Origin of the sequence: Kribbella caucasensis, assembly GCF_004361855.1 — a bacterium.
Taxonomy (GTDB): Bacteria; Actinomycetota; Actinomycetes; order Propionibacteriales; family Kribbellaceae; genus Kribbella; species Kribbella caucasensis.
Window position 1 is genome coordinate 385,530 of the sequence record NZ_SNWQ01000001.1, and the last position, 14,889, is coordinate 400,418.

General features: G+C 68.4%; 13 protein-coding genes and 1 tRNA gene. 10 read left to right on the plus strand and 4 right to left on the minus strand.

The genetic code is table 11. The features are described from left to right. The first annotated feature begins 40 nt into the window (after positions 1-40). From EV643_RS01795 to EV643_RS01805, 3 genes are all read left to right on the plus strand, one after another. Entirely contained in the window at positions 41-826 is a 786-nt protein-coding gene (locus tag EV643_RS01795) for an SCO4651 family lipoprotein (RefSeq protein ID WP_133798148.1), read from the plus strand. A gap of 120 nt (positions 827-946) precedes the next feature. Beyond that, complete coding sequence (locus EV643_RS01800; protein WP_133798149.1) at positions 947-2,587, plus strand: alkaline phosphatase D family protein; 1,641 nt, start codon at positions 947-949, stop codon at positions 2,585-2,587. Positions 2,588-2,605: 18 nt separating this feature from the next. Next, positions 2,606-3,460: a galactose-binding domain-containing protein gene (locus tag EV643_RS01805; RefSeq protein WP_133798150.1), complete on the plus strand. Its 855-nt coding sequence runs from the start codon at positions 2,606-2,608 to the stop codon at positions 3,458-3,460. Positions 3,461-3,525: 65 nt separating this feature from the next. On the opposite strand, the gene EV643_RS01810 is transcribed toward EV643_RS01805, so the two are convergent. Beyond that, on the minus strand, positions 3,526-4,320 hold the full coding sequence (locus EV643_RS01810; protein WP_133798151.1) for an SDR family NAD(P)-dependent oxidoreductase: 795 nt from the start codon (positions 4,318-4,320) through the stop codon (positions 3,526-3,528). Between the two features lie 112 nt (positions 4,321-4,432). Between EV643_RS01810 and EV643_RS44630 the strand changes: the two genes are divergently transcribed. The 4 genes from EV643_RS44630 (at position 4,433) to EV643_RS01830 (ending at position 8,081) form a co-directional block, all read left to right on the plus strand. Beyond that, positions 4,433-5,191, plus strand: a complete 759-nt coding sequence (locus tag EV643_RS44630; protein WP_202869346.1) for a hypothetical protein — start codon at positions 4,433-4,435, stop codon at positions 5,189-5,191. After that, positions 5,188-6,015, plus strand: a complete 828-nt coding sequence (locus EV643_RS01820) for a DUF4097 family beta strand repeat-containing protein (protein ID WP_133798152.1) — start codon at positions 5,188-5,190, stop codon at positions 6,013-6,015. The genes EV643_RS44630 and EV643_RS01820 overlap by 4 nt, the downstream gene beginning before the upstream one ends. A 105-nt stretch (positions 6,016-6,120) precedes the next feature. Beyond that, positions 6,121-6,405, plus strand: coding sequence for a hypothetical protein (locus EV643_RS01825; RefSeq protein ID WP_133798153.1), 285 nt, complete (start codon positions 6,121-6,123; stop codon positions 6,403-6,405). Between the two features lie 140 nt (positions 6,406-6,545). Beyond that, positions 6,546-8,081, plus strand: coding sequence for a hypothetical protein (locus EV643_RS01830; protein ID WP_133798154.1), 1,536 nt, complete (start codon positions 6,546-6,548; stop codon positions 8,079-8,081). An 86-nt stretch (positions 8,082-8,167) separates the two neighbouring features. Here the strand turns inward: EV643_RS01830 and dcd are convergent, their stop codons facing one another. After that, positions 8,168-8,743 carry a dCTP deaminase gene (gene dcd / locus EV643_RS01835; protein ID WP_133798155.1) on the minus strand — a complete coding sequence of 192 codons (576 nt, stop codon included), beginning with the start codon at positions 8,741-8,743 and terminating at the stop codon, positions 8,168-8,170. A 102-nt stretch (positions 8,744-8,845) separates the two neighbouring features. Next, entirely contained in the window at positions 8,846-9,286 is a 441-nt protein-coding gene (locus tag EV643_RS01840; RefSeq protein ID WP_166665278.1) for a MarR family winged helix-turn-helix transcriptional regulator, read from the minus strand. 222 nt (positions 9,287-9,508) lie between these two features. On the opposite strand from EV643_RS01840, the gene EV643_RS01845 reads away from it, so the two are divergent. The 3 genes from EV643_RS01845 (at position 9,509) to EV643_RS01855 (ending at position 12,923) form a co-directional block, all read left to right on the plus strand. After that, a tRNA-Gly gene (locus tag EV643_RS01845) sits at positions 9,509-9,579 on the plus strand. Positions 9,580-9,861: 282 nt separating this feature from the next. Next, on the plus strand, positions 9,862-10,284 hold the full coding sequence (locus EV643_RS01850) for a hypothetical protein (RefSeq protein WP_133798157.1): 423 nt from the start codon (positions 9,862-9,864) through the stop codon (positions 10,282-10,284). A 140-nt stretch (positions 10,285-10,424) separates the two neighbouring features. Continuing rightward, positions 10,425-12,923 (plus strand): polysaccharide lyase family 8 super-sandwich domain-containing protein, encoded by a 2,499-nt coding sequence (locus EV643_RS01855; RefSeq protein WP_133798158.1) that lies wholly within the window; start codon positions 10,425-10,427, stop codon positions 12,921-12,923. An 11-nt stretch (positions 12,924-12,934) separates the two neighbouring features. Here EV643_RS01855 and EV643_RS01860 read toward each other — a convergent pair whose 3' ends face one another. Then, the gene (locus EV643_RS01860; RefSeq protein ID WP_133798159.1) at positions 12,935-14,788 is read right to left on the minus strand and encodes a DUF8094 domain-containing protein; all 1,854 of its coding nucleotides are present in this window, start codon (positions 14,786-14,788) and stop codon (positions 12,935-12,937) included. Between the last annotated feature and the right edge of the window lie 101 nt (positions 14,789-14,889).

Here is a 14,889-nt window from a genome sequence, read left to right on the forward strand (position 1 = left end):
TAGGATCCGACGGCTCAGCTCAATCTGGAGGGGAAATATCGTGAGGCTTCGCACCCGGGCGGCCGCCGTACTGGTCGCCCTGCCGCTCGCTCTGGGGCTCGTCGCCTGCGGAAGCGAACCGGCGGAACAGTCCAGCGGTCACCTGCCGTCCACGCCGGTACAGACCAAGGCCGCACCGCAGAAGGCGGCCGCGCCCGCCGCCGCCAAACTGACGAAGGCCACCTTCGTCCCGGCGATGAACGCCGCGCTCGGCAAGCAGCGGACCTGGCGGACGGTTGCCAAGATGACCGTCAACGGCCGGCTGTTGATGACGATCACCGGCTTCCAGCAGGCCGAACCACTGGCCTTGTCGATGGAGATGACCGGCGAGGCCTTCCAGGGCAGCAAGGCGAAGATCATCGTCGTCGACGGATTCGCCTACTTGTCGATGCCCGGCAGCACCCCGGCCGGCAAGTTCGTCAAGGTCGACGCGTCCGCCGCCGAGGTCGGCGCGCTGGCCGGCAACGGCGACCCGACCAAGACGTTCAAGGCGTTCGGGAAGTCGCTGCGGGGACTCAAGTTCGTCCGGTCGGAGACCATCGGCGGACAGAAGCTGGATCGCTACGAACTCACCGTCGACACCGCCGCCGTTCTGCGAGCCCAAGGCAAGCCGGTCCCCGACGGCGTTCCGAAGACGCTGAAGTTCAACGTCTGGATGGACTCCGCCAAGCTCGTCCGCCGGATGACCTTCAACCTGGCCGGCGTGAACATGGTGATGACCATGGCCGACTACAACAAGCCGGTCATCATCAAGGCCCCGCCCGCCTCGAAGATCGTCACCCGTTGAGGCCGGATCCGGTCAGATCACACCGTGGCGTGAGAACTTCTCGTAATCTGCTGTTAGTCAGGTAGAAGGTTACCTGTTGCGGAAGTGATCACCTGCGGATGATCGGGTGGGCTGGTGCCGATGAGCGTGCGTGTTGGTAGTACTCGACGAAACTTCGTGACCGTGACCGGGGCGGCGGCCGCGCTGGCCCTGGCCGGCAACCTCCCCGACCTGGACTTCGCCAAGGCCGGTGCGACCGGCGGCGTGGACCGCCGCGATCCGTTCACGCTCGGCGTCGCCTCCGGTGATCCGCTGCCCGACGCGGTGGTGATCTGGACCCGGCTCGCGCCCGAACCGCTCGCGCCGTTCGGTGGGATGGACCGCCGGCCGGTCGAGGTGCAATGGCAACTGGCCGAGGACGAGCAGTTCCACCGCGTCGTCCGGCACGGGACCACGCAGGCCCGGCCGGAGTCGAGCCACTCGGTCCACGTCGACGTCCAAGGACTGCGGCCCTGGCGGCACTACTGGTACCGGTTCCGCGTCGGCAACCAGGTCAGCCCGGTTGGAAGGACGCGCACCGCCCCGGCGTACGACCAGAGTGTGCCGGTGATGTCGATGGCGTTCGCTTCCTGCCAGGCGTGGTGGGAGGGCTGGTACACGGCGTACGCGGACATGGCCCGGCGCGAGCACGACGTGGTGTTCTTCCTCGGCGACTACATCTACGAGTTCGGGATCGACCGTGGCGTCCGGCCGCACTCGAACGAGGACTACGTGACCCGGCAGACCGTCACGTTGGACGAGTACCGCAACCGCTACGCGTCGTACAAGATGGACCCCGATCTGCAGGCCGCGCACGCGTCGGCGCCCTGGGTGGTCACGGTGGACGATCACGAGGTGGTCGACAACTGGGCCGACGAGGCGCATCCGAGTGCACCGCCCGCGCAGTTCCTGGTCCGCCGCGCGAACGCGTTCCGGGCGTACTGGGAACACATGCCGCTGCGGCTCGCGCAGTTGCCGAACGGCCCGGACATGCAGCTCTACCGGCGGATCCGGTACGGCCGGCTCGCGGAGTTCAGCGTGCTCGACACCCGGCAGTACCGCTCCGACCAGGCTTACGGCGACGGTTCGAAGTTCCCCGGGCCGGATGTCCTCGACCCCACCCGGACCCTCACCGGCGACGAGCAGGAACGCTGGCTCCTCGACGGCTGGACCGCGTCCCAGGCCCGCTGGAACGTGCTCGCCCAGCAGAACGCGCTGGCCCGGCTGGACGTGAAGGACGGCCCGGAACTCCTCGTCCCGATGGACACCTGGGACGGGTACGCCGCCTCCCGCGACCGCGTCCTCGGCGGCGCCCACCAGCGCAAGATCCGCAACCTGGTGTCGATCGGCGGCGACCTGCACCGCAGCGTCGCCTCCGACCTCAAGCTGGACTTCGCGAATCCGGACTCGCCGACCGTCGGCAGCGAGTTCGTCGGGACCTCGATCAGCTCCGGGCTGGACGGGATGGACCTCGACCCGGGCGGCCTCACCCTGCTGCGGGAGAACCCGCACATCAAGTACGGCAACTTCCAGCGCGGCTACGTCAGCTGCACGATCACCCCGCGGCAGTGGATCTCCGACTACCGCGTGGTCGACCGGGTCACCGTCCCGAACGGCACCGTCAGCACTCGCGCCAAACTCCTCGTCGAGGACGGGCGCCCGGGCATCCGGGTCGTGGCTGGTGATCCCGCGCCGCACCGAGCACCTGCTCGCTACGGCGCGGGATCACCAGCCACGACCTAACCCTCTGAGGAGAGACCGATGAACCGCTCCGCCCTCGTCCTCATCGGCACGGCCGTTGCCACCGTTGCCGTTTCGTCCGCCGGCTACTCGGTCAGCGGCCGGCCGTCACCGGTCCAGGTGTCCACCAATCCGCAGCAGCTGAGCGTCGTCGGCCTGCCCTGCTTCCCCGGCAACCTCACGCTCACGATGACCAACACCGGCACCGAGTCCCTGTACGCCGACCTGACGCTGAGCCCGACCGGTCCGTTACAGCTGTCGCGCGAACTGTTCTCGTCCTGGCTGCCCGCGGTGGAACCGGATCAGCCGGTGAGCGCACCGGTCGAAGTACGGGTACCCCGCGACACCCACTCCGGCCAGTACAGCATCGACCTCGAGGTGGACCGGACCAAGGTGACCGTGCCCGTGCAGGTGAATCCCCTGCCACCCAAGGGGCCCGGCAGCAACGTCGCGCTCGGCGAACAGGCGACCGCATCCTCGACACACGGCAACTTCGCACTCTGCGGTGCGGTCGACGGCGACAACGACTCGGAGCACTGGGACACCCTGACCGGTTGGAACGACGGCACCCGAGCGGTCTTCCCCGACACGTACGACGTCGCGCTCGCCGAGCCGACCACAATCGACCGGGTGGAGCTCTACACACTCGACTCGATCCGGTACCCGGCCGCCGCGAACGGGCTGCGCGACTGGGACGTCCAGGTCCGGTCCGGCGGCGGTGCGTGGACGACCGTGGCCTCCGTCCGCGGCAACACCGCCGGTCACGTCACCTCGACCTTCACCCCGACCCAGGCCGACGCGGTCCGCATCCTCGCCCTGGCCGGCAACGGCAACACCTACTCCCGCATCGTCGAACTCGAGGTCTACGACAGCTGACGCTCCCCCTTGCGTCCGAAGAACCGAGCGCTACAGGCCGCAGTTCTTCGGACGCAAGCGCCGGGTCAGTGCAGGTAGGAGGCGCCGTTGAAGTCGAGGACGGCGCCGGAGGACCAGCCGGCCGGGCCGGACGCGAGCCAGTGGATGGCTGCGGCGACCTCCTCCGCGGTGGCGGCGCGGTTGAACGGGCTCTGAGCGCGGATCGAATCGCCGTCCGGCCCGGCCAGCCACTCCTGCGTCATGTCCGTGGCGATGAACCCGGGCGCGATTGACGTCACGGTGATGTCATGTGGCGCCAACGAGACTGCGAGCGACTGCCCGAGGGCATGCAGCCCGGCCTTCGAGGCACCGTACGCCGGTACGTCGGGCTCGCCGCGGAACGCCCCGCGCGACCCGACGTTGACGATCGCACCCCGGCGGACCCCGTCGGCGGGCTCGGTGTCGATCATTTGCCGCGCGACGCACCAGGTCAGGTGTGCCGCCCCTTCCAGGTTGACCGCCAGTGTCCGCCGCCACGCGGCCACCCAGTCCTCGTACGACGTCTCGGCCAGCGGGTGACCGATCCGCCGGGACCCGGAAACGGGTTCGTCGACGAACAGTGCGGCGTTGTTCACCAGGACGTCGATCCGGCCGATCGCGGTGACCGATTCCTCAACCAGGGCAGGGATTTCGGCCGCCTCACCGAGATCGGCGGCGACCACTGCATGCCCGTCGCCCGGGAGGGTGCGTAGTACGGCCTCGGCCTTGTCGACGGCGCCGCGGCAGTGCAGCACCACCCGGTCCCCGCCGGCCGCGAACACCTTCGCCACCGCGGCACCGACACCTCGGGACGCGCCGGTCACGAGTACACCTCTGGACACGCTGCTCCACCTCTCCTCGACTGCCCCTCATTCTGCCCGTGACATCAGGTCGGCGACATGGTGACATCAGCTGGGTTGACATTGACGTCACGATGACGTCATGATTGCTGCCATGGAACTTGACCAATACCTCGAGTCGGTCCGCCGCAGCGTGCAGAACGCCACGGCGCTGGCCGACGACCAAACCCGCTCCGTGGCCGAACGCCTCGGAGCCACGCTGGATGACGCCGGCCGCCTGGCCCTCATCGCAGCCCTGTCCGACGCCGCCGGGGAGATCAGCCGCGAGCTGTCCCCCGGTTCGGTCGAGCTCCGGATGGCCGGTGGCCGTCCCGAGTTCGTGGTGACGCCGGCCCCGAGCCAGCTGACCGGTCCGGACGACGACCTGGAAGACGAAGCAGACGAACCGGCCGCGGACGACCTCGCGCCGGACGCCGACGAGCCGACCGCGCGGATCACGCTGCGGCTGCCGATGTCGGTGAAGAACAAGGTCGACGAGGCCGCCGCCGCCGAGGGCATCTCCTCGAACGCGTGGCTGATGCGCACCGTGATGACCGCGCTGGCCGATCGCGGCCGCCGTGGCCCGCGCCCGCCCCGGCCACCGCGTGCGCCGCGAGGTGGGATGTTCGGACCCGACGGACCGCTCGGCCCGGACGGACCGCTCGGTCCTGAGGGTGTGTTCGGTCCGGACGGCGTGTTCGGTCCCGATGGACCCTTCGGACCCGAGGGCGTCTTCGGCGACCGGGACCGTGACCGCGGCCGTGGTCGTGGCCGAGACCACCGCCGGGGCGAGCGCGGACGTGGCGAGCGCGGACGGGGCGAGCGCGGCGAGCGCGGCGAGCGCGGCCAGCGGATGACGGGGTGGGTCGAATGAGCCGCGACTTCGTCAGCAACGAGCTGGTCGACGACATCGACCGGCTCCGGATCGAGATCGGTTCCGGCCTGGTCGAGATCGTCCCGTCCGACGGCCCGCAGACCACGGCCACCCTGGAGGTGGACGGTAGTGGCGCCGAGGAGATCGTCTTCAAGGTGAGCGACGGCGAGCTGATCGTCGACGGTCCGAGGACCAGCCGGCGCGGCCCGGACATCACCGTCCGGATCGCGACCCCGGCCACGCTGGACGTCCGGATCAAGACCGGTTCGGGCGATATCAGCTCGCGGATGCCGTTGGGCGAGTCCCGGCTGGCGACCGGTTCCGGTGACATCTCGCTGACCGCGGTCGAGGGCATCCTCGGCGCGACCACCGGCAGCGGTGACATCCGGGTCGAGCACGCGGCCAAGGCACTCAGCGCGACCACCGGTTCGGGTTCCATCGACATCGCCTCGGCGGCCGCCGCCCTGGGGTTGTCCACCGGTTCCGGTGACGTCCGGGTCGGCGACGTGACCGGCCCGACCACGATCAAGGTCGGCTCCGGCGACATCACCGTCGAGCGGATCCGCGACCACTCGGTCGCCACGTCCGGGTCGGGTGACGTCCGGGTCGAGCTGGCCGACGGCCCGAGCCTCCGGACCGAGACGGCCCGCGGTGACGTGCACATCGGCGTACCGGACGGGGTGCCGACGTATCTCGACCTGAAGACGGTCACCGGCCACATCGAATGCGACCTGGAGCCGTCCCAGCGGCCGGCCGACGGCGAACGCACGCTGAGGCTGCGGGCCCGCACCGTGTCCGGCGACATCACCGTCGCCAAGGTCTGACACCACGCACCGCGCGCAGGAAGGTTTCGCCGGCAACGGTTCGGCGGGACCTGCGCGAAGCACTGCCAAAAACAGCACGGGGACCAACCTGAAGGGAGCAGGACGATGATCACAGAACACCAGGAGATCGCGCGCTACCGGCTCGACGACCGGCTGCGCGCGGCCGAAGCCCATGCCCTCCGCAAGGCGGACCGGGCCACCCGCAAGGCGGACCGGGCCACCCGGCAGAACACCGGCTTGGCAGGCGAGGTGAGCAGCCCCCGGCGCGAGCTGGCCGGGGCACTGCGCCGGCTGGCCGACCGGCTCGAGCCCCGACTCGACGCCCGGATCGAGGCCCGGATCGAGGCCCAGCCGCGGCACCGGCGTACCGGTCTCTCGGTCGTCCGCTGAGGTGGCGGCCATGACCGTCCACTTGACATCCCAGTCACTATGCAGCTTGTTGCAACGCCTGGGACTGGTGAGTCCGAAGACCTGGTGACGCTGCTAGCGTTCGAGCGATCATTCTCGGTCAACTCTTGGGGAGAGCAACGATGCTGCGTCCGATGGCCGCAACCACAGCCGTCACCGCCGCTGTCGTCGTACTACTGGCCGGCTGCGGCGGCGACGACAACAAGTCCGACTCCGGCACTGACGGAGGCGGCGGCCAGTCAACTGCCCCGTCATCGACTCCGTCGGCACCACAGCTGCAATCCTTCGACCCGCCCAAGGCCTTCACCGCGGCCGCGGCCTTCCCGGTGATGCGGTCCGCCAAGCCGGGCAGCCAGACCAAGGACGTCGGCATCGTCGGCCCGACCGCGCTGACCACCAGCAACGACGGCCTCACCGGCCGGAACGTCGCCGGCCAAGGCGAAACCTGGACCGTCCCGGCGCGGTCGGCGGAGACCGTCAAGACCCTCGGCACGACCACGCCGATGGCAGTCAAGCTGGATGGCAAAGAGGTCGTCGCCATGGCCTACGTCCAGAGTGACGAGGGCAACGGCACCCAGAAGCCGAAGGGCCAGGTCGTCTTCCAGTGGATTGACCCGGTCGAGGGCAAGTTGCTCGCCGACGTCGTTGCCGACCTGAGCGCAACGCTCGGTCCTGGCGAAGGCGGCTCGCGGGTGGTCAACCAGGCGTATGACGCCGAGACCGGACAGCTCGCCATCGGGATCGGTGCCCTCGGCGACGCGGCCCGGAAGAAGGCCGGCGAGGTCTTCACCGTCTACGCCGACCCGGCGACGAAGAAGACCAGCCTGGTGCCGTTCGTCAACCCGGCCGGCGTGCTGGACGGCACGATCGTCGGCGCGAAGGGCGACAACCGGGAGGGCGCGGCCAACGGCACGATCGTCCAGGTCGAGGCGGCCAGCGGCAAGGTCACCAAGCAGACGCCGACCGGTCTGGACTACCTGAACGTCGAGGCCGCCGGACCCAAGCACGGTTACCTGGCCGGACACAAGTATGTGAAGGCCCCGCCCGGCTCGTATGACGGCACCTACGACAACCTGCTCTTCTCGGTCGACATCGCCACCGGCGCCGTCGTCCAGACCAAGTCGCAGGTCTCGAACGAGAACGATGCCTCGTTCAAGTGCTGGTCCGACCGCGCGGGCGCCACCGTCTGCGTCGGCAACCAGAACAACAAGGACGTCGAGATCCTCGGCTTCGACGACGCCACCGGCAAGAAGACCTGGGGCTACACCGACAAGTCGGCCAGCCGGATCATCCCCACGATCACCACGGCCTTCCACGGTGTCGTGTATGCCCAGACCGAAGCGCAGCCGGTCCTGATGGACGCCAAGACCGGCCAGGACATCCCGACCGCCACGCCGACCTCGTCGGACAGCACCACACCCGGCTCGACCCCGACCGATGGCTCGACGCCGACCGAGGGCTCGACGCCGACCGAGGCTGGCACGCCGTCGGACGGCGCCGACCCGGGGAGCGCCAACGGTTCGGACATGTCGCTCTACAACGGCAAACCGCGGTCGCCGATCGACGTATCGCCGTACGGCGGCGTCTACCCGCAGGAACCGGGCGGCAGCAACTACAGCATCGACAGCCTGATGATCGTCCTGAAGGCCACCGCCTGATCCGTCCCCCGCGCGGCGATCAACTCGAACACGACGAAGGCTCCGGTCGACCCGACCGGAGCCTTCGTCGCGCTTGGGATGGTTCGTCAGATGTCTGTTCGGTGGAAGTTCTTGTAGGAGCGGGATGGGGTCGGACCGCGTTGGCCCTGGTAGCGGGAGCCGTACTTGCCCGAGCCGTAGGGGTGTTCGGCCGGGGAGGACAGCCGGAAGAAGCAGAGCTGGCCGATCTTCATCCCCGGCCAGAGCTTGATCGGCAGCGTCGCGACGTTCGACAGCTCAAGCGTGACGTGCCCGGAGAACCCGGGGTCGATGAAGCCCGCGGTGGAGTGGGTGAGCAGCCCGAGGCGGCCCAGCGACGACTTGCCCTCAAGCCGCGCCGCCACGTCGTCGGGCAGCGTGACGAGCTCGTACGTCGACCCGAGCACGAACTCGCCCGGGTGCAGGATGAACGGCTCATCGCCGTCCGGTTCGACCATCCGGGTCAGGTCCGGCTGTTCCTCGGCCGGATCGATGTGCGGGTACCTGTGGTTCTCGAAGACCCGGAAGAACCGGTCCAGCCGCACGTCGACACTCGACGGCTGCACCATCGCCTCGTCGAACGGGTCCAGCTGGACCCGCTTCGCCTCGAGCTCGGCCAGGATGTCACGGTCGGAGAGCAGCACGAACGCAACTTACCGCAGCGTGCTGCTCCTCCGCCCACTCCGTCCTCCGGACCCCTCAGCTGTCCGGAACGCGGAATACCTACGGGCCGTCGGCAACTGCCTTCAGTCGGACAGCTTGTTGAACTTCGAGACCTGGCTGGCGAAGGTCTTCACCTGAGCCGGCGACCAGTCCTTCAGCAGGGTCTCGATGACCTTGTGCCGCTTCTTCCGCGCCGCGGCCAGCTTGCGCTTGCCGCTGGCGGTCAGAGTCAGCAGTGTGGCCCTGGCATCCGACTTGTCCGCCGCCCGCTTCAGCAGGCCTTCCTCCTCCAGTCGCGCGCAGGCCCGGCTGACCGGACCCTTGTCCACCTCGAGTGCCGCAACCAGGTCGGCCATCCGGACCGGCGCCAGCTCCTCGACATGATTCAGCAATGCGTACTGCGCCGGCTCCAGGTCCGGGTGCGCCTCATCGGACAGCGTCCGCTGCAGACCACGCAGCCGGCGCGCCATCGTGACGAGCTCCCGTTCCAGGTTGTCCAGCGCGTCGTTTGTGTCAGTTGCCACCTGTTCACCCCTTCGATTCAGTTGCCCCGCAACCATCTTGTCCGGTCCTGGCAAGGACCGCATCCTCACGTTGCGTCGAATGTTGCCCCCGGCAACGCGTTCTAATCTGCCAGAGAACGTCGGCTCTGCCCAGTCTTTGGCGCGCCTTTGTCGAAAACTGCCCACCAACCCCGGGTGCAAACCTGTTCTGCGACCGGGTATGATCCATCGCGTTGTCGTTTCGCGGGTGTAGTTCAATGGCAGAACATCAGCTTCCCAAGCTGACAGTGCGGGTTCGATTCCCGTCACCCGCTCCGATGTCAGAACATTGGTCTGACCAGCCAGAAGGCGTCTTCCCAATTCCGGAAGACGCCTTTTCACTTTGCGCCGCCAACCGATCGCAAACCGCTGGTACGACGCCGGCGCGCGACACCTATTCGAACATCGACTGATCACCGGGTTTGACTTCCCCGGATCCGGGTAGCGCCGGCCGTCTCGAAGTACATGCCCGAGGCAAGCGATTGCTTGATCAGCGTCTACGCTATGGGCTCGCAGCCACATACCGCCCGGATCACGAACGACTGCTGGAGTACTGGATGACACAACCCCCGATGGTGCCGCCGTCGAACGCGCCCGTTCCGCACCAGCCGCCGGCCGAGGGGTACCCGCCGCAGCCGTACCAGCAGTACCCGCCCCACCAGCAGTACGCGCAGCACCCGCAGCCGCCGTACCCGGTGCAGCAGGCCGGCGGATACGTGCAGCCCAACGGCGGGATGGCCGTGGCGCCGAAGAACCCCGGGCTGGCCCTGGTCGCCTCGTTCTTCATCCCCGGACTGGGCTCGCTGCTCAACGGCAACGTCCTGATGGGCATCATCATCTTCGTCTGCGACGTGATCGCCTGGATCTCGCTGACGATCCTGATCGGCTTCGTGCTGGTACCGGTCGTCTGGATCTGGGGGATGATCCACGCGTACCACGGCGCCAAGCGCTGGAACCGCAAGCACGGCATCCTCAGCTAGAAACACAGCGCCCGCCGCCTCCCCACCGGGAGCGGCGGGCCGACTGCCTCGGAACTGACCGGGGGTAAGCGGTTGCCGTGGGATAGTTTCGGCTGGTTGACTCGGGCGGTGAGGTTTTTCCCTTCCGCCCGGGAGTTGTTGTGGAGTTCAGTCGCCGCCGCCTGCTGTCTTTCGTCCCCGCCGCCACCCTGTTGACGGCCGTCAAGCCCGCCGCCGCGGCCGCCACCCCCGCCGAAGCCGCCGCGCGGTCCGCCGCGGAGACGGCGCAGCTGCAGACCAATCTGGTCGGCATCTTCGCCGGTACCGCGGAGGCCAACACCAGGCCCGAGGTCGCCGCAAAGCTCGCCGCGATGGACCAGACCGCCAGGACCTGGCTCGCCGCGATCGACCGGGCCGCGGCCAACGAGGTGTTCGCCGGCCTCCCGCTCGGTACCAGCGACCCCAACCTCAGCGCGTCGTACCAGCACCTGTACGAGATCGCGCTCGCCGTGAAGCGACCGGGTCCGGCGTCCGATCTGCAGGGCAACGCCGCGGTCCGGGCGAAGGTGCTCGACAAGCTGCAGTGGTTGCACACGAACTACTACGGCGACCAGTCGAAGGGGTACTACGGCAACTGGTTCACCTGGGAGATCGGCATCTCCGGTTTCGCCGGCAAGACCCTCGCCCTGCTCGACGCGCCGGCCGACCTGATCACGACGTACGTCGCCTCGATGGACGGCTACCTGCGCAATGGCATCAACGGTGACGTGAACCTCGACTCCCGGTTCCACACCGGCGCCAACCTCGCCGACATCACCACCAACCGGGTCGTCCAGGGCGCCCTGCTCGGCGACGATGCGCGGATCCGGAAGGCGTTGCAAGACCAGTTCACGGTCTTCGCCACGATCGATCCGTACGACCTCCAGCACGGCGTCACCGACGGGCACTACGCCGACGGGTCGTTCATCCAGCACAGCTCGGTCGCGTACACCGGTTCGTACGGCAAGGCCCTGCTCAGCCGCGTCGTGCAGACGGTCAAGATCCTCGACGGCACGGAGTACGCGACCGGCGACGACCTGGTCAAGGTGGTCCAGGGCTGGGTCGAAACCGGGTTCGCACCGCTGATCTTCGAGGGCTGGATGATGGAGATCGTCAAGGGGCGCGCGGTCTCCCGGGTCGCCACCGGGTACGACGACGTGGCGGTCGTGGTCGAGGCGATCGTCGACCTGTCGGACTACGCGACGACCGCGGACGCGAGCCGGCTGAAGTCGTACGTGAAGTTCACCGCGCGCCCGACGCTCAACCCGGCGAGCTTCGTCTCCCCGGTCAGCGTGGCCCGGTTCGCCGACATCGTCGCCGACTCGTCCGTGCAGCCCGCCGATCTGAATCCGGCCGCGAGCAGTATCGCCTTCAACGCGATGGACAAGACTGTGCACCGGCGGCCCGGGCACGCGTTCGCGCTGGCCCGGAACTCGAACCGGATCAGCAAGTACGAGTACATGAGCGGCGAGAACCTGATGCCGTGGTTCCAGGGCGACGGCGCGTACTACCTCTACCTGTCGGGTCAGGACCAGACCCAGTCGTTCGGCGTCGACTACTTCACCACCGTCTCGCCGTACGGGCTGGCCGGCGTCACCGCACCCGTCGAGGAGCGCAGGACGATCCCGCAGCTCTACGGCAAGGCGTTCTACGACAACCCGGCCCATCCGCTGAACTTCACGTCGTCGTCGGAGTCGCAGAACACGTACGTCTATTTCCCGCGTGGCACCAACCAGTACTCCGGCGGCGCAACCCTCGGCCCGTACGGCGCGGCCGGGTGGACCCAGTCGGACGACTTCGCGTACGCGTCCCGGGCCGACCTCCCCGACGACTTCGTGACGTACCAGAACGCGTCGGCGACCAAGTCGTGGTTCCTGCTGGACGACGAGATCGTCGTACTGTCCGCGGGGGTCGGTGACGCAACCCGTCCCGTCACCACCACGATCGACGCGCGTCCTGCTCTGCCGACGGACACGGTCACCCTCGACGGGGTACTGCGCAACGGCCGCAAGTGGTCCGGCACGGGCGATCTGCGCTGGCTTCGCTACACCAGGAACGACACGTCCCTCGGCTACTACTTCCTCCAGCCCGCCCAGCCGACGGTCGACCTCGCCACAGTCACCCGCAGCCGCCGACTGGTCCGCACCGCCAACGCCGACACCGCCGTCACCCGCAACGTCTTCACCCTCACCCTCGCGCAACCCGCGGGCGCATCCACCTCACACGCCTACGCCCTCATCCCCCACGCGACCCCCACCCAGCTCCACACCTACCGCGCGGTCCACGTCCATACCAACACCACCGGCGCCCAGGCCATCCACCACACCCACCTGAACCTCACCGCCGCCAACACCTTCACCCCGGGGCCTCACCACCTCCCGGGCCTTCACGTCGACGGCCCCGCCTCAGTCCTCACCCAACAAACCCGAGGCACCCTGACCGTCGCCGTCTCCGACCCCACGATGACGCGCGGAACCATCACCATCCTGCTCCCCGCCCGCTGGCTCCGCCTCCAAACCGCAGACCCCGGCATCCACCTGACCCACACCTACCAGGGCACCCGCCTGACCTTCCCCACCCACCACCGCCACGGCCAGACCCTCACCGCCACCCTCCGCTGAACCAGGTTGGTTCAGCTGCCGCCGGCGCCTACTAGTTGGCCGTCGATGGAGAGGATGCGGAGTTTGCCTTTGCCCTTGGCGGGGATGACGAGGGCCACCTGGTGGAGGTAGTCGAGGTTGAGGGTCTGGGTGTAGCGGACGCCGCTGCTGAACGCGGTCGCGGAACCACGGGCCCAGTAGGCGTTGGAGCCGGGCTCGATCCGTTGCATGTACTGCTCGGCAACCGAGAGGAAGACGAGCGCCTCACCCGACGACGTGATGAAGGTGAGCGGGTCACCGGATGCCATGAACGTGTCGGTGACGGTGGAGATGTAGGACTCCTTGGCGTCGGCGATCTTCTCCTTCGCGCGGTTGGTCAGCAACCCGACCGTGCCCGGCGACGGGGCGAAGATGCTCGCCTTCGGTGAACGCGTACCGCCGGACAAGTAGGCCGCGAGATTCGTGGCGGCCGACTGCGGCAGGCTGGCGAGTTTGTTCAGGTCAGCCTTCGTGGGCACCCGCAGACCGTCCACCGCGGGCACCTTCATCGTCGCGGCCGGGTAGACGCAGTTCGTGAGCACCCACGGGGAACCGGCGGTCGCGCGCTCCCAGACCGCAAGTGCCTGGTTGTCGGGCTGGCCGGAGACGGTCGAGCTCATCACGAACCGCATCGGGTACGCGCTGAACTGCGGCGCACCGATCTTCGGCTTGGTGTACGTGAACGGCTTGATCTTGTCCTTGCCGGCCACGTCCACCTTGAGGCTGATCTTGAACCCGGCCCGGGTCTGCGCGAGCGTCGGCTCACCCTCGACCGTCTCGGACAGCTTCGCGTCGCGGGCCTGGTTCGCCTTGTTGTTGACCTCGTTGTACCGCTTCACCACGGCCTGCCCGTCGGCCACGGCCACCGCCGGCCGGCTAGCCGCCGCGGTCTTGACGTTCTTGGCCGGAACACTCGCGCAACCAGTTGCCACCAGCAACAAGCCGATCCCACCGGCGATCACCTTGGTACGGCGAACCGGCCCCTTCGGGTACTGCGGCGGCGGGGTGTATCCGGGCGGCGGCGTGTTGTACCCGGGGGGCGGCGTGGACCCGGTCGGCGGGGTGGGTCCATTCGGCGGCGGGGTGTACCCCGGCTGCGGGGTCGACCCGGTGGACGGCGGGGTGTACGCCGGGGGCGGGGTGGACGTCGTCGGCTGGGTGGACGCACTCTGCTGCTGGGCGAACGCCATCGGCTGGTACTGCGGAACGGGCGGACCCATCTGCTCGGGGGTCTCCGGACGGCGCCGGCGCATGAACATCAACAGCAACCCCACAATCAGCAGGACAAGACCAGCCCCTAACACGAGCAGGAACGTCACGAACAACCCGGGCAACTCGACCCCGAGGGTCACCCGCGCATCTGTCCCCGGCCTACCGTCCGCGTTCATCACCACGACGGAGTACCGGCCGTCCGCCATCGGCCAGGCCACGGACTGCTCACCCGAACCGCTCGCCTTCGCTGCCCACCAATCGAGACCGGCCGGCTTGCTCAGCGCCGCGGCGCCGCCCTTCATCTCCTGCGTGTCGAACTTCGGCGGCAGGCTGAGTCGCACGACCTGCGTGTACGCCGACGTGCCGAGGTAGCTGGTCACGTCGAGCTCCTGGCCGACCCCGACGAACACAGGCTTCGGGTTGCCGGTCACGGTCACGTGCAGCGTCGGGCCGTGCCGGTCGATCAGATCCGGTGCGGTGACGACAGCCAGTCCTTTACTACCCAGCTGCTGCTCACCGGTGTCGACCGTATTGTCCGGCCCGACCAGCCAGAACGCGGCGACCGCACCGGCGAGGGCGACCAGCAGGCCCACCAGTGCGAGTAAGAGACCGAGGGCGACGCGGGCGAAACGCATTGAGGGGCTCCCGTTACACGAAATGTCAGGCCCAGGGCGGGGCCGACCCGCAAAGACCATAGCGAGGTGGGATGTCACTCCACCGACCACCCGCCTCAATT

What these genes read in the sequence shown, in the direction of transcription:
- EV643_RS01805 (WP_133798150.1), top strand. Translation starts at nt 2,606, where the DNA reads ATGAACCGCTCCGCCCTCGTCCTCATCGGCACGGCCGTTGCCACCGTT.
- EV643_RS01800 (WP_133798149.1), top strand. Translation starts at nt 947, where the DNA reads ATGAGCGTGCGTGTTGGTAGTACTCGACGAAACTTCGTGACCGTGACC.
- EV643_RS01825 (WP_133798153.1), top strand. Translation starts at nt 6,121, where the DNA reads ATGATCACAGAACACCAGGAGATCGCGCGCTACCGGCTCGACGACCGG.
- EV643_RS01860 (WP_133798159.1), bottom strand. Translation starts at nt 14,788, where the DNA reads ATGCGTTTCGCCCGCGTCGCCCTCGGTCTCTTACTCGCACTGGTGGGC.
- EV643_RS01820 (WP_133798152.1), top strand. Translation starts at nt 5,188, where the DNA reads ATGAGCCGCGACTTCGTCAGCAACGAGCTGGTCGACGACATCGACCGG.
- EV643_RS01830 (WP_133798154.1), top strand. Translation starts at nt 6,546, where the DNA reads ATGCTGCGTCCGATGGCCGCAACCACAGCCGTCACCGCCGCTGTCGTC.
- EV643_RS01850 (WP_133798157.1), top strand. Translation starts at nt 9,862, where the DNA reads ATGACACAACCCCCGATGGTGCCGCCGTCGAACGCGCCCGTTCCGCAC.
- EV643_RS44630 (WP_202869346.1), top strand. Translation starts at nt 4,433, where the DNA reads ATGGAACTTGACCAATACCTCGAGTCGGTCCGCCGCAGCGTGCAGAAC.